The 18,868-nt window shown below is 37.3% G+C and carries 16 protein-coding genes and 3 pseudogenes; 14 read left to right on the top strand and 5 right to left on the bottom strand.

Annotation, left to right across the window (positions count from 1 at the left end; all coding sequences use genetic code 11):
* Positions 1-1,081: 1,081 nt before the first annotated feature.
* Positions 1,082-1,240: pseudogene (locus A5N88_RS24585) on the bottom strand (acetoacetate decarboxylase family protein); the annotation flags it as partial.
* Between the two features lie 869 nt (positions 1,241-2,109).
* Here A5N88_RS24585 and A5N88_RS23595 point away from each other — a divergent pair.
* From A5N88_RS23595 to cydC, 7 genes and pseudogenes are all read left to right on the top strand, one after another.
* Positions 2,110-2,486: pseudogene (locus A5N88_RS23595) on the top strand (carboxymuconolactone decarboxylase family protein).
* A 127-nt stretch (positions 2,487-2,613) separates the two neighbouring features.
* Positions 2,614-3,003, top strand: a complete 390-nt coding sequence (locus A5N88_RS23590; protein ID WP_066271439.1) for a CidA/LrgA family protein — start codon at positions 2,614-2,616, stop codon at positions 3,001-3,003.
* Complete coding sequence (locus A5N88_RS23585) at positions 2,978-3,679, top strand: LrgB family protein (RefSeq protein ID WP_066271436.1); 702 nt, start codon at positions 2,978-2,980, stop codon at positions 3,677-3,679. The genes A5N88_RS23590 and A5N88_RS23585 overlap by 26 nt, the downstream gene beginning before the upstream one ends.
* A gap of 330 nt (positions 3,680-4,009) precedes the next feature.
* On the top strand, positions 4,010-5,410 hold the full coding sequence (locus A5N88_RS23580; RefSeq protein ID WP_066271435.1) for a cytochrome ubiquinol oxidase subunit I: 1,401 nt from the start codon (positions 4,010-4,012) through the stop codon (positions 5,408-5,410).
* Positions 5,397-6,413, top strand: a complete 1,017-nt coding sequence (gene cydB / locus A5N88_RS23575) for a cytochrome d ubiquinol oxidase subunit II (RefSeq protein WP_066271430.1) — start codon at positions 5,397-5,399, stop codon at positions 6,411-6,413. The genes A5N88_RS23580 and cydB overlap by 14 nt, the downstream gene beginning before the upstream one ends.
* Positions 6,413-8,128 carry a thiol reductant ABC exporter subunit CydD gene (gene cydD, locus A5N88_RS23570; RefSeq protein WP_066271427.1) on the top strand — a complete coding sequence of 572 codons (1,716 nt, stop codon included), beginning with the start codon at positions 6,413-6,415 and terminating at the stop codon, positions 8,126-8,128. Before cydB ends, cydD begins: the two co-directional genes overlap by 1 nt.
* A complete protein-coding gene (gene cydC / locus A5N88_RS23565; protein WP_066271424.1) occupies positions 8,125-9,855 on the top strand; it encodes a thiol reductant ABC exporter subunit CydC in 1,731 nt (576 codons plus the stop codon). The genes cydD and cydC overlap by 4 nt, the downstream gene beginning before the upstream one ends.
* A gap of 116 nt (positions 9,856-9,971) precedes the next feature.
* Here the strand turns inward: cydC and A5N88_RS23560 are convergent, their stop codons facing one another.
* Positions 9,972-10,805 carry a polysaccharide deacetylase family protein gene (locus A5N88_RS23560; protein ID WP_328006917.1) on the bottom strand — a complete coding sequence of 278 codons (834 nt, stop codon included), beginning with the start codon at positions 10,803-10,805 and terminating at the stop codon, positions 9,972-9,974.
* A 219-nt stretch (positions 10,806-11,024) separates the two neighbouring features.
* Here A5N88_RS23560 and A5N88_RS23555 point away from each other — a divergent pair, with 219 nt between their 5' ends.
* A complete protein-coding gene (locus A5N88_RS23555; protein ID WP_066271421.1) occupies positions 11,025-11,552 on the top strand; it encodes a P-loop nucleotide/nucleoside kinase family protein in 528 nt (175 codons plus the stop codon).
* A 656-nt stretch (positions 11,553-12,208) separates the two neighbouring features.
* Here A5N88_RS23555 and A5N88_RS23550 read toward each other — a convergent pair.
* Complete coding sequence (locus A5N88_RS23550) at positions 12,209-12,697, bottom strand: ferritin (RefSeq protein ID WP_066271417.1); 489 nt, start codon at positions 12,695-12,697, stop codon at positions 12,209-12,211.
* Positions 12,698-13,104: 407 nt separating this feature from the next.
* Between A5N88_RS23550 and A5N88_RS23545 the strand changes: the two genes are divergently transcribed.
* Complete coding sequence (locus A5N88_RS23545) at positions 13,105-13,779, top strand: TIGR00266 family protein (RefSeq protein WP_066271415.1); 675 nt, start codon at positions 13,105-13,107, stop codon at positions 13,777-13,779.
* Positions 13,780-13,929: 150 nt separating this feature from the next.
* Here A5N88_RS23545 and A5N88_RS23540 read toward each other — a convergent pair whose 3' ends face one another.
* Both A5N88_RS23540 and A5N88_RS23535 read right to left on the bottom strand, forming a co-directional pair.
* Entirely contained in the window at positions 13,930-14,457 is a 528-nt protein-coding gene (locus A5N88_RS23540) for a hypothetical protein (RefSeq protein ID WP_066271412.1), read from the bottom strand.
* Positions 14,458-14,673: 216 nt separating this feature from the next.
* A pseudogene (locus A5N88_RS23535) lies at positions 14,674-15,096 on the bottom strand (DinB family protein); the annotation flags it as partial.
* A 440-nt stretch (positions 15,097-15,536) separates the two neighbouring features.
* Between A5N88_RS23535 and arsR the strand changes: the two are divergent.
* From arsR to A5N88_RS23510, 5 genes are all read left to right on the top strand, one after another.
* The gene (gene arsR / locus A5N88_RS23530) at positions 15,537-15,851 is read left to right on the top strand and encodes an arsenical resistance operon transcriptional regulator ArsR (protein WP_157090832.1); all 315 of its coding nucleotides are present in this window, start codon (positions 15,537-15,539) and stop codon (positions 15,849-15,851) included.
* A 61-nt stretch (positions 15,852-15,912) separates the two neighbouring features.
* On the top strand, positions 15,913-16,350 hold the full coding sequence (locus tag A5N88_RS23525; RefSeq protein WP_066271406.1) for an ArsI/CadI family heavy metal resistance metalloenzyme: 438 nt from the start codon (positions 15,913-15,915) through the stop codon (positions 16,348-16,350).
* 27 nt (positions 16,351-16,377) lie between these two features.
* Positions 16,378-17,019, top strand: a complete 642-nt coding sequence (locus tag A5N88_RS23520; RefSeq protein WP_066271403.1) for an MIP/aquaporin family protein — start codon at positions 16,378-16,380, stop codon at positions 17,017-17,019.
* A 12-nt stretch (positions 17,020-17,031) separates the two neighbouring features.
* Positions 17,032-17,463 (top strand): arsenate reductase (thioredoxin), encoded by a 432-nt coding sequence (arsC, locus tag A5N88_RS23515; RefSeq protein WP_066271401.1) that lies wholly within the window; start codon positions 17,032-17,034, stop codon positions 17,461-17,463.
* A 283-nt stretch (positions 17,464-17,746) separates the two neighbouring features.
* Complete coding sequence (locus A5N88_RS23510; RefSeq protein ID WP_066271398.1) at positions 17,747-18,508, top strand: glucose 1-dehydrogenase; 762 nt, start codon at positions 17,747-17,749, stop codon at positions 18,506-18,508.
* The last annotated feature ends 360 nt before the right edge of the window (positions 18,509-18,868 follow it).

The following is an 18,868-nucleotide window of genomic DNA, read 5'->3' as shown; positions in this document are numbered from 1 at the left end:
AATAATAATTTATTACAGAAATTATTTCTAAAGTTATGACTAAGCTCGTACTGATGTGCATATACTTTAATTTTCTTATTCAAGTAACGGGTACGTTGAATAAGAATATTTAATTTATTTCAAAAGAAAAACACCCCGACTTAAAAAGGGGGTGTTTTTGACTGTTATTTAATGTGCTTTTTTGCTTACTTTTTCGAGTTTTGTACTTCAAAACCCGTTACTTAAATAGCGGGTTTTTATCTATTCTAACGGAACTCTATTACAATAAACATGCTTCTACATAACTTGGTGCTTTATAGTCAAACGATTGGATTGGTGGCATAACCGTTAAGAATGACCCGTAAATAAAGCAACACTAAAAGGAGTATTTAAAAATAAATAAATTTCATTTATTCCTTTTATTTGTGGTTCCAGTTGGAGAACTTGAGGTGTGGCTAGATTTGGGAACCGTAAAAAGAACAAATGGATTGTATTAGCTTTGCAAGAGTTACACGATGAGCGATGCAGCGAAAATCTACGGAATTTTATAAATGACGTGTTGTCTTTTTTAAAAACCAGTAGTTAATAGTTATTGCTCCGTACCAGCAAGGGATGATGTAATCGCCATTGACCAATAAAATCAATTACTGATATTGTGAAAAAATGTACTTAAAGTAACAGGTGCTTTAACACAATAAGAAATAAAATTTAAAGAACCTAAAATATCCAAGTTTTTATTCACCCCTTGCGTATTTTGCCTCTTTCAACATAGAAAAACTTCCATTTATAGCATTTTAAATTGCCAAATACACCTAATTGCCTAAAAATAAAAAGGGTTATATCCAAATATTTATTGAAAAGTGAAGTGATTCTCATTAATCAAACGTTTGATTAATGTTAAGATGAGGGTACAGCAGCTATAAGATGATTACTTTTAAAAAATATTGGCAGCTTTTCAATTAAAGAAAATACTCAATACCTCAAAAAAAAAGACAACCTCTTACTCATTTTTCAGTAAAAGATTGTCACTGTTAATAGCTCTATTATCAAGAAATAGATTTTTCAATCTTGTTCTAACTACTTTAAAATTTTAAGGATTATTTTACTTATCTTCAAGATAGTCGTACACCGGAAGCGCTGGTGAAAGCGATAAATCTGTTAAGATATGAGAAGCATGTACTACCTCAAGCACTGGAAGATCCGCCATTGGAGCAAGTACATGCTCGAATAATTGCAAACGAGCAGGGGCAGTCCAGGCACCAGAGCCACTTTTTGTTCTAACAACTTTTCCATTTCAAAAGCCTCCTAGTAAATAATGTTTTCGACATAACCAGTGTACACCTGTTCTTAATATGAGTAAAATGAATTGATTTTATAAAATCTATAACAAATAGTAATAATTCCTCTTTAAGAGTTCACCATTCTGTGTCAGAGCATCCTTCCAGCCAGAACTCCAAAGAACGGAGATCCTTAACATCCGTTAGTATAAGGAAAAACTCAGACGTTAACCTAATAATCATCCAACGTGAGTACGAAACACAAACCAAAAGTGACAATTTTTGCTTTTATAAATACATGATTAATTGTATTGTATAGCTGAACTTTCATTAAAGAAGTGACAAGAATTATGGCTGAATGCTCCAGTGCTAATAAATTTCTAATGGAATGAATTAGGGAGTCACTTATGCATACATTTAATCCCCAGTCAAAGATGGCGTATGCTTTTACATGCTTAGATAGATGTGAATCATTATGACTATATCGTCATTGCTTGTTGCTTTTAAAAATTTCATCTGATGTCATGGTATCTTTTCATCCTATTGTATAACCTTGTATCTTCTATATAATTGTTTCACAAATTGTATAACAGATGATTGGTAAGCTATGCCTAGAAATCCATAAACACTCCTTAATAATTTAGCCTTTTGAGCGCAAACTATTACTAATATGAATAGATAATATTATTTATATGAATTTTACGAATGAAAGAATAAGAGTTACAGTAGAAAGTGTTAAGGGAACTCAACAAAAGTTGTTAAAAGAATTAGTGTAACGTACAAATAAACATGATTAATAGGAGGGCAAAACGTTTTGGAAAAAGATCGCTTACATCAAGGTTTAGACAAATTAATGGAATATACACTGACTTCTAACAAGGATATCTCAACACACTAAAAAAAATCAGAGGATCTAGAAGAGATTGCTCCTGATGTTGGTAAATATATTATCGAATTTGCGTATGGAGACATATACTCCCGACAGGTTTAAGCAATCAACAAAGGGCACTTGTCACCATCTCTTCACTCATCACTCAAGGAACCGAACCACAGATGGAACTTCATCTTAATACAGCACTTACTTCCGGTTTAACACCGGAAGAAGTAGTGGAAGCTATCATTCAATTGATTCCTTATACAGGGTTCCAGCGTGTACTGAATGCTCTTTCAGTGGCTAAAAAGGTATTCAACCAGCGACATGTACAGGTCCCAGAACACACTGAGCTCTAAAACGCATTATTTTGATTTTAGGGTGAGGACAGCGGAGTGCAAAGTGAAAGAGTCGTCCATAGAAAGACGGCTCTTTTTTTAAAAAAATTGTGATCCATTTCACAATACCAAAAGGTTGTGAGTGAAAATGAAAGTTATGAAAATGGTATGGCAGGTGTGCTTTTTTTACATCCTTTTCCTCATTGGAAACGTGCTGTCAAGCACTCTGCATGTACCTATACCAGGAAGTATATTCGGCTTATTTTTGCTGTTTGGATTACTGGCGTTAAAAATAGTTAAAGTAGAGTGGGTGGATTTAGGAGCTGCTTGGCTTTTATCGGAACTTCTTTTGTTCTTCGTGCCCTCTGCAGTGGGGATTATTCAATACAAAGAGATTATGGGACTTCAAGGAATTAAAATTGTATTGGTCATTTTAGTGAGCACCTTATTCGTCATGACATTCACTGGAATATCAGCTGAAATTTTATCTAAATTTAGAAGGGGTGGAAAACGTGGAACACCTTCTGCCAATCGCTAGTTTGATCCTGACTGCAGCCATCTTTGTTTTATGCAAAAAGCTATATAAAAAAAGAAAATCTCTTTTACTCACACCCATTTTAATTTGTCCCCTTATCTTAATCATAATGTTATTGATCTCCCATACATCTTATTCTACTTACAACAGTGGCGCACAGTGGCTCACAAAGCTTTTAGGACCAGCAACCGTTGCATTTGCTGTCCCGATGTATAAGCATTACCAACTGCTAAAAAAACATGTGGTTGAGATCATTATCAGTCTCATTGTAGGCTCTTTGACAGCCATTGCTTCTTCCTTTCTTTTTGCAGTATGGGTTAAACTAAGTCCTTCGTTAATTAATAGCTTGGTACCGCGTTCTATCACGACCCCTATTGCCATGGACATTTCTAAAACCATAGGAGGGGTACCGACCTTGACGGCTGTTTTTGTCATCGTTACCGGGCTTGCAGGAACAGTAGTAGGTCCTTTGTTAATTCGATTGATTGGTATTCGGTCTTCCACTGCCAAAGGACTGCTGCTTGGGATGGGAGCGCATGGTGCTGGAACATCAAAAGCATTTGAAATGGGGGAACTGGAAGGAACATTTGCAAGCTTAGCAATGGTCGTAGCTGCTATTATCAGCATTATTCTAGCTTATACGTTTTTTCCAGTATTACAAACAGAATTGATTCGCTGAATGATTGTGATGCTACGAAATTCTGTTTCATTATCTATCTAATGAATGACGTGTCAAAAGCAAATATAGGATCCATAAACTTAAATTGTATGGATCCTATTTAGTTTAAAAAAGAATGTACTAGGTGGGGAAAACTACCAATGTATGAGGATTTATCTTTAAGTCTTCACGTTTTCACATAATTGACAAGGTTTTGTCGTTCGTTGTTCAAATTTTTATCTTCAGTTTATGTACACAAGGCATATAATAGTAGTAACACAAAGTTTGTGAAACATTGAACATATTTATGTGAAATTGTTCACAAACTCTTTAATAAAAGGAGCTATGACAATGGATACTGTATTTCTTTCACGTATACAATTCGCATCCACCACTTTGTTTCACTTTCTTTTTGTTCCGCTTTCTATCGGGCTCGTTTTTCTTATTTCCATTATGGAAACTTTATATGTCATAAAAAAAGACGAGCAGTACAAAAAATTGGCAAAGTTTTGGGGACACTTATTTTTAATCAATTTTGCAGTAGGGGTAGTAACGGGGATTCTGCAGGAATTTCAATTTGGGATGAACTGGTCTGAGTATTCCAGGTTTGTGGGCGACGTATTTGGAGCACCGCTTGCCATTGAAGCCTTACTGGCATTTTTCATGGAATCCACTTTCCTAGGCCTTTGGATTTTCGGATGGGATCGTTTGCCGAAATGGGTTCATTGCCTATGTATTTGGCTGGTATGCATTGGCACAATGTGCTCTGCATTCTTTATCCTGACGGCTAACTCCTTTATGCAGCATCCAGTAGGTGCTGTTTTAAGACACGGTCGTTTAGAAATGAATAATTTCTTAGCACTTTTAACGAACGGTCAGCTTTGGGTAGAATTCCCGCATACCATTTTGGGATCCTTTGCAACAGGTGCATTCTTTATTACAGGTATTAGTGCCATAATGCTGTTGAAGAAAAAACATGTTGCATTCTATAAAAAGTCCTTTCAAGTTGCCATCATCGTTGGATTGTTTTCCGGGATTGGCATTACTTTATCCGGACATGAACAAGCACAGTATTTAGTTGAAACACAACCAATGAAAATGGCTGCAAGTGAAGGTTTATGGCAAAACAGCGGCAACCCTGGAGCTTGGACGGTGACAGCCAATATTGATCAAGCACATAAAAAAAATACCGCTGAAGTTGAAATTCCGTATCTATTAAGCTTTTTATCGTATGGAAAATTTAACGGTTCGGTAGTTGGGATGAATGAACTCCAGAAAAAATACACCGAGCTTTACGGACCGGGAAACTATCTCCCGCCAGTGCGAACTGCTTTCTGGAGTTTTCGGATAATGGCTGTTTTAGGTGGAGGATTGGCCTTTTTGGCGGTTTGGGGAACCTACTTGCTGGTTAGAAAGAAATTGCAGCAAAGCAAATGGTTTTTGCGCATCATGGTTGCAGCGATCACTTTTCCGTTTATTGGAAGTTCTACAGGATGGATTATGACAGAAATCGGCCGTCAACCATGGGTAGTCTTCGGCTATATGAAAACACAGGCTGCTGTCTCACCTAATGTAACTGCAGGTGAACTTTTGTTCTCGATTATTGCTTTTTCCGTTTCTTATCTTATTTTATTTGCTGTGATGGTCACTCTATTCGTTCGGGAAATTAAAAAAGGGCCTGTACATGAAGAGGATCATACATCGGTTATTCATGATCCATTTACGAAGGAGGGATACCATGCTATCTCTTAATGCGCTTTGGTTCTTACTCATTGCTGTATTGTTTGTCGGTTTTGTTTTTCTAGAAGGATTTGACTTTGGTATCGGGATGTCGAGTCGTTTTGTTGCAAAAAATGATATAGAGCGCAGGGCATTTATTAATACGATTGGCCCATTTTGGGATGCCAATGAGGTATGGCTTATAACCGCTGTAGGGGCAATGTTTGCAGCATTTCCAAATTGGTATGCTTCTCTTCTCAGTGGATTTTATTTGCCTTTTGTCTTTTTGCTTCTTGCCTTGATCGGCAGAGGGGTAGCATTTGAATTTAGAGGAAAATCAGAAAGCAAGGCTTGGAGAAATACATGGGATTGGATTATATTTTTTGGAAGCATGCTCCCGCCTATGATCTTGGGGATCGTGTTTGCTGCCTTTCTTAAAGGAATTCCTCTAGATAAACAGATGAATATCCATTTACACTTCACGGATGTAGTAAATGTTTACACTCTACTAGGCGGCATCACGCTTACGGTTTTATGCTTATGGCACGGGTTGATTTTTGCCACCCTTCGCACAGTTGATGACCTGCGTGACCGATGTCGGAGAGCTGCAAAAAAATTATTGCCTATAAACGCTTTATTCTTACTGGTATTCATATTGATGACATTCTTTTCGACGGATGTTTTCGCTCATCACGGGATGCTGCTGGAATCCTTATTTATTCTTGGTGTTCTTGTGTATTTACTGGCTGGATTCTTTCTTACCAAAAAACGGGATGGCTGGTCTTTCGTTATGTCCGGCTTCACTCTTATTTTGCTCATCGCTTCCGTTTTTATTGGTTTATTTCCAAACGTTTTGATTAGTTCGATTAGCAGTCAGTATGACCTAACGATTCATAACGCTTCATCCAGTAGCTATTCGTTAAAAATCATCACGTATCTCTCACTGACACTTTTGCCTTTTGTTTTGGGGTATCAGATTTGGAGCTACTATGTTTTTAGAAAACGCGTCAATCATAAGGAGCGTATGGAATACTAATGAAAACAAATATAATGGCCTACAAAGGGATAAAAACAGTACTCATAGCAGTAGCAGGATTGGTTTTTCTTCAATCATTGGCAATTATATTTCAAGCCAAATGGCTATCAGAAGTCATTACAGCGCTTTTCCATCATCATTCATTATCTAGTCAAATACCTGCCATTATGTATTTCGTAATGGCTTTTCTTTTTAGACAGTTAATGAGTTTGGTAATCAGAAAAGTGTGCTTGCGATTCAGCACCAAAACGGTTAAAGAGCTACGCGAAGCCCTAATGGAAACGATTTTTTCCCTAGGTCCTCGCTTTACTAAAAAAGAGGGGACGGGAAATCTAGTTACTTTTATCATAGAAGGCTGTCAAAAGCTTCGTGTCTACTTGGAGCTGTTTATTCCTAAAATGGTGACAATGGGTATCACTCCCTGGCTGATTGCCATTTATATATGGACGAAGGACTATCTTTCTGCCGTTATCCTGCTTGCTGCAATGCCCATTCTCATTATTTTTATGATTTTATTAGGCTGGGCTGCCCAAAAGAAAATAGACGATCAATGGAGCTCTTATCGTTTGCTTTCCAACCACTTCGTCGATTCTTTACGCGGATTGGAAACATTAAAATATCTGGGAAGAAGTAAATCACATATCGAAACGGTGAATAAAGTTAGCGATCAATACCGTAAGTCAACGATGAGTACTCTTCGCATTGCTTTTCTTTCCACCTTTGCGCTTGATTTTTTCACAATGCTTTCTGTCGCTGTTATTGCCGTGACCCTTGGTTTACGTCTCATTAATGGCTCTTTATTGTTACAGCCGGCTTTGCTCATTCTACTTTTAGCCCCTGAATATTTTTTGCCCGTTCGGGAAGTGGGAAATGATTATCATGCTACGCTGGATGGGAAAGAAGCAGGCGATCGGATCTTGGCCCTATTAAAGAATAAAAAAGAAGAAATTCTAGACAAGCCTGAAAGTATATGGTCTTCAAAAAGCACCCTGACAGTCAAACGGCTTTCTGTATTACATGACAACAATGGAGAGGCTTCTTTAAAAGATGTGTCGTTTACCGTGGAAGGTGCGAAAAAAATAGGCATCATCGGAACAAGTGGCGCGGGAAAATCAACACTCATTGATGTTTTGAGCGGGTTTTTATCGCCTTCTTCAGGTTCCGTGAACATCGATAATGAGCACGTTTTCCTTCATGAAGGGGCATGGCAGAAACAAACAACGTATATTCCGCAGCATCCGTTCATTTTTCAAGGTACCGTAAAAGAGAATATCTGTTTTTACCGACCAGAAGCATCAGATGAAGAAGTGATGTGGGCGATTGAACAAGCCGGCTTAAAGGACTTTGTCCATCAATTACCCCGTGGTATGGATGAAAGGATTGGAGAAGGGGGCAGACCATTGAGCGGCGGCCAGGCACAGCGGATAGCCGTTTCCCGTGCATTTCTTAGTAATCGCCCCGTATTATTATTCGATGAACCGACTGCTCATCTGGATATTGAAACAGAATACGAATTAAAAAAAGTTTTGCTTAAATTAGCTGAGAATCGATTACTATTTTTCGCTACACACCGCTTACATTGGATGAAAGAAATGGATAGGATTATCGTTTTAGAGCAAGGGAGAATTGTAGAGCAGGGATCACATGATGAATTAATTGCACATAAGGGCGCCTATTACCGATTAATACAATCACAAATGGAGGAACTTGTATGAAATACCGCGATTGGATACTGCCATATGTAAAACAATATAAATATCGCTTAAGCGGCATCCTTTTGTTAAGCCTGTTAACCATTGGATCCGCGTGTGCCCTGTTGTTTACATCGGGGTACTTGATTTCAAAATCCTCACTGCGCCCGGATAACATTTTGCTGGTATATGTTCCTATTGTATTGGTGAGGACGTTTGGAATAGGACGGTCTGTATTCCGGTATTCTGAGCGTTTGGTCAGCCATGATTGGATTCTCCGGGTTTTAGCCAACATGAGATCACGCCTGTACCAATTAATTGAGCCTCATATCATTCGGGATTCCGTACAGTTTAAAACCGGGGAAGTACTTGGTGTGTTGGCTGAGGATATTGAGGCTCTCCAGGATTTATATTTAAGGACGATATTGCCTGCTGCCGCTGCCATTCTTATTTATATATTTTCCGTTATTGCCTTGGGTTATTTTAGTGCCTCTTTTGCTATTTTAATGGCTGTCTATTTATTTATATTAGTCATTGCAATGCCTCTCTTTTCGATGCTGCATGTGAGAGCGGCCCATCAAGCATATAAACAGCAAAAAGATACACTTTATCAACACGTGACGGATGCAGTACTTGGTATAAGCGACTGGATCCTGAGCGGTCAAAAAAAACGCTTTTTCCAGAGCTATGCTAAACTGGAAGAGAGCTTGGATAAAAAAGAAGGACATACGAAAGAGTGGACATATTATCGGGAATTTATTGCTCAAATCATCGTGGCTGCAATGATTGTCACGGCAATCGTTTTTTCTTCATTACTTTTTCAGCAGCACCAAATTCCCGGAGTATTCATTGCCGCGTTTGTCTTGGTCATTTTCCCATTGTCAGAGGCCGTTGTGCCAGTTGCCAACGCATTAGAAAAATGGCCTCGTTATGAAGAATCATTAAAACGTATAATAGAACTAGAAAATATGCTGCTCGTTGAAGAGACAGCAAGTCAGCCATTGGAATGTGTTCCGGATGCTGTTTCAATAAAAGCAGAAAACCTCTCTTTTAAATACGGCGACAGCGATAAAGACGTGTTACAGGATATCACATTATCTGTTAAGCAGGGCAAAAAGATTGCCATTATTGGTAAAAGCGGGGCAGGTAAAACCACGTTGTTGAAATTATTTCAAGGGATTGCCTCCCCAACAAAAGGTACCATTACCATCAACGAAATACCCATAGATCTTATGAAAAATGATTTTCCTAAATTGATTTCGGTATTAAATCAAAATCCTTACCTTTTCAATACAAGTGTGGCAAATAATTTACTCCTTGCAAAAGAAGACGCAACAACAGAAGAAGTATACAGCGTTATGAAACAGGTGAAATTACACGAATTGATTAAGTCTCTCCCAGAAGGATATCAAACGTCTATGGAGGAAACAGGACAAAGATTTTCCGGTGGAGAACGGCACAGAATTGCTCTTGCCCGGATTCTTTTGCAAAATACTCCCATCGTAATGCTGGATGAGCCGACTGTAGGCCTTGATTCCATTACAGAACGTGCCTTGTTGGCCACCATATTTGAAACATTAAAAGGAAAAACACTCATTTGGATCACCCATCACCTGGTAGGAATGGAGCAAATGGATGAAATTCTTTTTATGCAAAACGGCCAAATTACGATGAGGGGAACGCATCAAGAACTCCTTGAAAGCAATGAACACTATCGTAAGCTGTATGAACTTGACCGGCCTTCCATCTAAACAAGGCTGGTTTTTTTGTTTGTTTTTTCCAATTACTGCATCGTTTAGAGATCAAATCGAACTAGCTTAATGCATCCTGCTTTATACAATTCACTGAACTAAGCTTTACTTAACCATTATGGAGCTGGAATCCCCAATAATTCTGGTATGGTTACTAATTCAAATCCCTCGCTTTTGAGCTTGTCAATTATGGTTGGCAAGGCATTTACTGTTCCCGATAAGTCTCCACCTTTACCAGTCCCTGAGTGTTGTAAAATAATGGACCCGGGGTGAACATGTAATAGAACATTCGCTGCCACTTGTTCGCCCGTTAATCCCTTCCAATCTAAAGAGTCCACATTCCAATTCACAACATATTTTTTTTGACTTCCTAACCAATGGATTTGTTTATTGGTAATGTTTCCATAAGGGGGCCTGACAATATTGGGGGCAAACCCTGTGAATTTTTCAATGAGATTGTCCGTCTTCATAATCTGTTGTTGGAATGAGTCATCATTTAATTTCGGAAGATTCGCATGGCTATAGGTATGATTTCCGAGTACATGTCCATCTTCAACAATTCGTTTTACGATTTCCGGATAGGCTTCCATTCTCCATCCCACCACAAAAAACGTTGCCTTGACACCCTTGCTTTTTAATATATCGAGTATTTTTGGAGTAAAAGCATTATCTGGTGCATCATCAAACGTCAAAGCAATTTCACGTTTTGTTACAGGCCCGCTCGTCAAAATGTGCTGATAGTCGTGAGATTGATTAGTTACTGAAGTCAAGGGAGTTGGGTCGCCGTAATTTAGTGTTTGCTCTGTTGGCAAAGAAACGGTCTCCGCTTTAAAGAGAACAGAATTGCGGTGAAAACCCGTTTTTGTTGTTGGTTGATTTATTATTTGCTCGCACATAGCGGCTATGCAAATCACTAAGCTAAAAGGAAAAAGCCAATGAGGTTTTATCATACTATGCATCCTTTTTTAAAAAAATTTAACAATGCAGGTTGTGTTTGTTATTCTGAACCTCTTGCACGAATTTCATGTAACCTAAACGAAATTAAACAGCTATTCTTTCATTCTGTTTGATCTATAGAAAAAGGAGTGAAAGAAGGAATCTAATCATGTCGCACAGAATACGTTATATCACTCAGGAAAAGAATGGAGAGAAGAGGGGAGATGTATCTTATGGAAAAGGATGTATTAGATATACTTAATCGAGAAAAAGATGAACAAAACCCCTTAGTTGTTATCATGTGTGGGATCGCTGGATCTGGAAAAACCGCCTTCTCACAAAAGCTAGAAAAAGCAGGGTTTGTACGTCTGTCTATAGATGAAGAAGTATGGTCTTCTAATGGGCGATATGGAATAGATTATCCAATTGAAAAATATAGAGAGTATCTGGATTACGCACATATACGATTACGGAATAAATTAGTTACATTCATTCATAATAAAGCGCAGGTAGTGGTTGACTCAAGCTTTTGGCGGAAATCTGAAAGAGATGAGTATAAGCTGTTAATTGAAACGGCTGGGGGGAAATGGCGTTTAATTTATTTGAAGGTTCATCCGAATAAGTTGCGTGAACGTTTAAAGATTAGAAGCAGCCGGTTTGATGCCAATGCCGCTTTTCCAATAACAGAGGAATTATTTCTTTCATTTCTTCATGGATTCGAGGTTCCAAATGGAGAAGGGGAAATGGTTATTGAAGGATAAATGGTTTTTAGCCTTCCAGAGGTTATGCAAATTAGAACTTTCGGGTTTCAGAATGAAAGCATGAGAAAAGTACTTCTTTAAAGTACTTTTTTATTTACCATTAGAATTGTATCTTACTTTACACTTACCAATTTAAGACCGTTTTTTTAGCCTTTTCACATGCCTCTTGGATGAGTTTGAGATTCTTTTCTTTTTGTCTATTCTTCATTTTTTTCGTTCCTTCCTTCGTTTTCAGTTATCTTCAGTGTGTGTTCAAATGAAACTAAAAGTATTTAAAAATATCAATACCTTCATTAAAAAACTTGCTTCCTTCCCCATAATGAACTAGGAAACATGGAAAGATGGAAAAGTGACCATGCAAAAAGAAGAAATAACAAGGGAAAAGAGAGAAAGAAGAGGAGAAGGCCTGTTTATCCATCCTATTTTAAAATATTGACTAATAAACAAAAAAGTTATTGTGTCCAGAACTCCATTGTCGCTCATCTTAAGCAAATATGACAGATGAAGCTTTTGAATAACGGTGGAAAAAAGAAAAACCACGCTTGGCATCATTTTTTTCTAAACATAGAGATATTAATCAAACGTATGATTAATTAAAAACCTTGCATTTTTTCTTTGAAATGCAAGGTTTTTAGAAGGATAATCCTTTTTGATAATCATTTTCTTTCTCCACACTCTTTATCTAACATCATAAAAAAATCTCCGCCTACGTCAATGCCTTCAAGCTTTTTAATCATATCACGGAATAATTCTTCCTCTTCCATCTGTTCATCAATGAACCATTGCAAAAAATTCAACGTAGGATGGTTGTTCGTTTCTTTCGCCAGATCGACTAAAGCATGAATATTTTGTGTGACACTTTTTTCTTGCTCTAATGATTTTTGGGTTACCTCTAGCGGACTGTTGAAATTACTTTTCGGTTCTTCCAATAAACCTAAAATGGGCTGTTCTTCAGAAGAGACCAGAAAGTGATAAAATTTCATAGCATGCTCCCTTTCTTCTTCTGCCTGCACCAGCCAAAAGTTTGCAAAACCTTTATAGCCTAAATGAGAGAAATATGAAGCCATGGCCATGTAAGAATGAGCAGCCTGGAATTCATTTGTATATTGCTTATTCAGTGCCTTTGTTAACTTTTCGGGTAACACAGAAAACATCTCCAACTATTTACCGAGAATTACCATTGGGCCACCATGAAATGTTCATGACAGCTCAATAGCTATCTCAACTATACCCGTTTATATAGTTAGATAATCTTTCATTTAGCCAGGTAATTTACAGACGTGCATATTCGTTTCATATTTAGACTAGGCAGAAAATACAATATACCAAGGTTATGATATGATGCTTCCTTTTTTCAGAATCTAATTCGTGGTCGTTTGTTTTTTTCTTATTGAAATAATTTTAGCAAAAGCAAAGAAGCAACCTGTGTTAAGGAACGAACAGGGGAGAAAAGATTTTCTTCTACCAAAAAAATTAGGAAACTTTTTATAGAAAGCAAACGTATATAAGTAAAATCATCACATCAATGGTTCACAATTCAGGAGGAATGGCTATGCAATATGAAATTAAAGGCACCGTCATGCAAGCTTTATATATACAGTTAGAGGAAGGGGAAAAGATTTATAGTGAAGCAGGGTCTCTTTTGTCAATGGCTTCTTCCATTGAACTCGAAACCAATTTTACAGGCGGGATAACGGGTGCGTTTAAACGAGTGGTAACAGGCAACAGTGCTGTGTTAAATCACTTTAAAGCAAAAGACCGCGATGGACATGTGTCCTTTAGTACTCGCATGCCCGGTCATATTGTGCCTCTCCAAATGGAAAACTATCATTCCATTCAGGTTCAGCGCCACAGCTTTCTGTGTGCTGAAGAATCGGTTAAATTGGACATTATAGGGAATTTGGGGTTCACAGGCTTCTTTGGAGGAAATGGGTTAATTTATAATCAATTGCACGGAAGTGGCCTTGCGTTTATTTCTGTGGATGGGGAAGTCAATGAAGTTCACCTCGAACCCGGAGAAACCATTCTTGTTCATCCCGGACACTTAGCTGCCTTCGACTCCAACGTACGATTTGAGGTTCAGCGTTTGAAAGGTTTTAAAAACATGTTTCTTGGAGGGGATGGCCTCTTTTTAGCAAAGCTTACAGGAGAAGGTACGGTTTGGCTTCATTCTCTTAATCTGCATGGTCTTGGTGAAGTCTTGTCAGCATACATGCCGTCCAAATAACCGGAATAGAGATACACAATCATTCACTCTAAACAAGATGGGTAAAGCAAGGCTCTGTTATTTCAATGTTTTGGGTAAAGGGAAGTTGCTGAAATCCTTTACCCTGAAAATGACAGAGCCCTATTATCTTACAGAATATCTTTTCTTTCACTACACCCAGTTATCATCCGAGTTATCATTCCCATAATCAAAATTATTGTCATCCTGAGGACCATAGGAATTGTCATCTCTTCTATCATTACGTTGATCCTCGTTATCTTGATTCCAATCATTCTGCCCGCCGTCATCGTGCCGGGAATCGATATCCTCCCGCAGTTGATTAATTTCGTCCTGCTGCAAAATATTTTGGTCTTGTAATTCTCGCAACAATTCCTGGTCCCCCAAATTTTGCATAGACTGGTACTGATCAAAACCAATTCTGCCCTGTTCCAATAAGTATGTCAGTAATGCACCCGTTGCCAGCCCTCCCGCAAAGGTGCCGAACCGGCCCATTCCTGAGCCGCCCATACCATTCCAGCTGCCCATTCTATTAGGATTATTTCCATAATAATCGGGGCGCTCCTCGTAAAGATTTCTTCTTGGTTCGTATATCTGCGGCCGATTCCGCTCAGTCAATGGTCTAATTATTAAAAAATACACTACCACGATAATGATGATAATCCCAATAAATAAAAACATTTTATCTAGCCTCCTTTTCCTTACAGTACTAGTTTTCTGTTTCTTATTTTGTACTATACACTTCTTTTCATAATGAAAAAATAGTGTGTCTTTCTTTTACATCTTTTTACCCTACCAAGAAGCCATTATCTATTTTTACCATTTTATAAAAAGTAACAATCGGTCTATTCTTTATTTAGGAGTTTATATAGGCTTGTTATACACCATATACAGTACTTAATTTTGTTCCGAGTACCAGTAACGCGTAAGGTCAGTTGTGACAGATGGATAACCCATTTGGCGTAACATCGAAGTGATATTTCCCCTGTGATAAGTTGCATGAGTGACAATGTGCATGACCATTTCAGAAAGACTCGTTTCCTTTTTTCCTTCCCATGGAATGTCCAGTACGACTATCTTTTCAAAATCATTTTGCTTGTTTAGAACTTCTTTATATTTTTGTGATAAGTTGTAAAATAACCTATCCATTTCTTCAATATCTTTTCCTTCCCCTGATTGTTTGTCTATTTCCAATGCTTCTGGCATGTTTTTACCAGAAATAATGTGAAACCAAAGTTGATCAACGATATACATGTGAGAAACCACATTGGATATAGTGGGAAAAACGCTTTGAATTTCTTGATGATAAACATCATTAGATAGCTCTTTTAATCAATTAAATAGTGTTTGATTTGCCCAAACATGATAGTCATACATTGTTAGTGCAAGTTGAGTCATAATTAACGCCTCCGATATAAGTGTAAACCTCCAAAAGATTCTCATTTTTAGTAGTTTAACATAACTACCCATAAAACATTGAAAAAATTCAAACATATGATTTTATAAGGGTGGAAAACGCCCAGGAAACCAATCACTGTGCGTTTTCTGGTGTTAATTATTGCTAATTAAGGTGCGAATTGGTATGTGAATGAAGTTTTTCTACTCCAAAACCCAGCCCGCTAGCAAAAGCTAACGGGTTCTATTTTCGAGTACAAAATATAAATAATCATATAATATTTTTTGAATTTAAATATTGCATTATAAATAAAATCACACATATAATAAAAACATCAAAAAAAATTGATGAAAGGAAATGACAAATGACCAAAATAGTACAACAGTTACAGGAGTATGAAAAGAAGTTTAAAGCGTTAGCTGAAAGTAAGCGATTGGAAATCATGTATGCCCTTTGCCAAAGAGGTCAAACATGTGTATGCGATCTAACAGAGATATTTGAAATGCCACAATCTAAGTTATCCTACCATTTAAAAATTTTGTTGGATGCAGGTCTAATTGTAAAAGAGACAAAAGGTACATGGAGTTATTATGATTTGAATGATACAGAAGTAAACAATCTACTCTCAGAAGAACTATGTTGCATATTTAGAAAAACTGGTAAGGGAAGTTGTTGCTAATTTTTTTAGGTTATAAATCAAATTTATTTGATTAAATAAAACACTTAGGGAGGAATTGAATATGAAATACGTTCACGTGGGAATCAATATTACAAATTTAGAAAAATCGATTACCTTTTACCAAAAAGTATTTGGTGTATCTCCAGTAAAAGTAAAAGAGGACTATGCAAAATTTTTATTAAAGACCCCCGGACTTAACTTTACACTTAATGTTCGAGATGAAGTGAACGGAAATCAAGTCAATCATTTTGGTTTTCAAGTGGAAACAGCCGAAGAAATTGTATCCCATAAGGAAAGATTAGAAAAAGAGGGTTTCTTTGCACGAGAGGAAATGAACACAACTTGCTGTTATGCGGTACAAGATAAATTTTGGGTTACTGACCCTGACGGAAACGAATGGGAATTTTTCTACACAAAAGAAAACAGTGAAATTCACAGCATAAAGTCTGAAAGTTGCTGTGTAAATACTCCTGTTACTTCAAATAATCAATGCTGCTAGATTAAAAATCCGAATAGGTTGGTACAGATGAGAAAGAAATTAATTGCAGAATTTTTAGGAACATACTTCTTAGTATTCGCTGGTACAGGTGCCGTTGTAATTGATGATGTAACAAAAAGTTTAACACATGTCGGGATTGCCTTAACATTTGGGCTTGTAGTTATGGCTTTAATTTACACGTTTGGGTATATATCAGGTGCCCATTTTAATCCTGCGGTTACAATAGGTTTTTTTATCCATAGGGATATAAACAAGATTGAAGCACTAAATTACATTATTACTCAATTAATTGCAGGTATTATTGCGAGTGCAACCTTATTATGTTTATTTGGAAACGTTGCTTCATTAGGTGCTACCTTACCAAGAGGTTCATGGGAACAATCGTTTATTTTAGAATTTATCCTCACCTTCTTCTTGATGATGGTTATATTCGGTTCAGCCGTTCATGGAAAAGCAGTAAAATCATTTGCAGGAGTTGCTATTGGTGCTACAGTAGGCTTAGAAGCTATGTTTGCAGGTCCAATTTGCGGTGCATCAATGAATCCAGCAAGGTCAATTGGACCAGCAATCGTATCAGGAACTACACAATGTTTATGGGTGTATATTGTAGCAACCATATTAGGGGCAAGCTGTGCAGCAATCATTTATAAAATACTACATGAAAAATAAGGAGAAAACATCATGACTAAAAAAACAATCTATTTCTTATGTACGGGCAATTCTTGTCGAAGCCAAATGGCAGAAGGTTGGGCTAAAAGATATTTGCGTGAGGAATGGGAAGTAAAAAGTGCAGGGCTTGAAGCACATGGGTTGAACCCAAATGCGGTAAAAGCAATGAAAGAAGTGGGAATTGATATTTCAAATCATACATCTGATGTAATCGACCCTGAAATTCTTAAAAATGCAGATTTAGTCGTAACATTATGCGGACATGCAGAAGAACACTGTCCTGCTACACCTCCAAAAGTAAAACGAGTTCACTGGGGTTTTGATGATCCTGCAAAAGCAGAAGGAACTGACGAACAAAAATGGGCATTCTTCCGACGTGTACGGGATGAAATTGGTGAAAGAATTAAGCTTTTTGGGGAAACTGAAAATAAGAATTCTTTATAGGAAAATTGTGAAAAAGTGCACTTACATTAACGGGTGCAAGAGCTAAACACATCTGGCTGTCATTGTGGGCAGCTTTTTTTATGTCACTATCGTGGCAGTTTAGTTGAATAAGAAAAACGTTTGATGAGCGTTTAATAAAAACTGTACAGTAAGGAGAAAAGCACACAAATTCCTTTTATTAAGGCTCTGTTAAAGAGTATGATTTTCTCATTTAACTAACGAGTAGTATTGGTCATAAAATTAATTACTGAAAATATCCTAAAGGTAAGAAAGGTGGGGGGAAATGAATTCATTTATAAATAAGGTAGCTTTAGTCACAGGTGGGGGTTCAGGGATCGGAAGGGCTATAGCTATAAATTTTGCTAATCAAGGATCAAAAGTAGTTGTGGCAGGAAGATCACCTAAAACCATTAAAGAAACTCAGAACTTAATTCGAGAAATGGGGGGAGAAGCTCTTTCATTTCAAACCGATGTGAGTTCTTATGAACAGGTTGAAAAATTAATTCAATTTACCGTAGATAGTTTTGGAAGTCTGGATTTTGCTTGTAATGCTGCGGGAGTAATAGGAAGTATTGCACCAATTGCTGATATTACACAAGATGATTTTGATACAGTTATCACTACTAATCTTAAAGGTGTATGGCTATGTATGAAATTTCAGATACAACAGATGCTAAAGCAAGGTTACGGAAATATTGTAAATATCTCATCGATTAATGGTTTAGGAGGAACTCCGACTGCATCAGCTTATGCTGCAAGTAAAGCTGGAGTTATTAGTCTAACAAAGTCTTCAGCACTTGAATATGCGAAATCAAATATACGTATTAATGTTATCTGTCCTGGTGCGATCCGCACACCTTTATTAGAAAAGGTATTTATGGAAACAGGAGTTACTGAAAGCCAAACTGAATCAGATATTCCTCAAGGAAGAATTGGAAATCCAAACGAAATAGCTGACTCTGCCATTTGGTTATGCTCTGATCAAGCTTCATATATAAATGGGCACGTTATGGTTATAGATGGTGGTGAATCAGCTAAAGGATGAATCTAATATCAAATAAATCCTTAGGATGGTGCTAGTTCAACAATCGGAGGCTTGAGTTCAAGAAGGTAAAGTAAATGCTTAAATGAAAGAAAATTGTATTTAAAGAGGTGGAAAAGGTTATACTACTGGCGGTCAGTAATTGACTGATGATTTCTTTATTTAACTGCTTCACTCCTGGTTACGGCAAAATAACCGTAACTCCTCCATCCTCTTGATCTGGGTATAGCTGATCCAAGCCGTAAAAGTAGTGGATCGGGCGGTTTTCCATTTACCGAAGTAAGAGATGAATTATTTTATGAAGTAGTAAATATTTAATTTAGAACACAGACATCCTTCGGGGTGCTTTTTTGGTTGGGTCAA

It is taken from the genome of Heyndrickxia acidicola, from assembly GCF_001636425.1.
Taxonomy (GTDB): Bacteria; Bacillota; Bacilli; order Bacillales; family Bacillaceae_C; genus Bacillus_AE; species Bacillus_AE acidicola.
The sequence above is the reverse complement of the archived record's forward strand: the minus strand, read 5'-3'. Positions and strand labels throughout refer to the sequence as shown.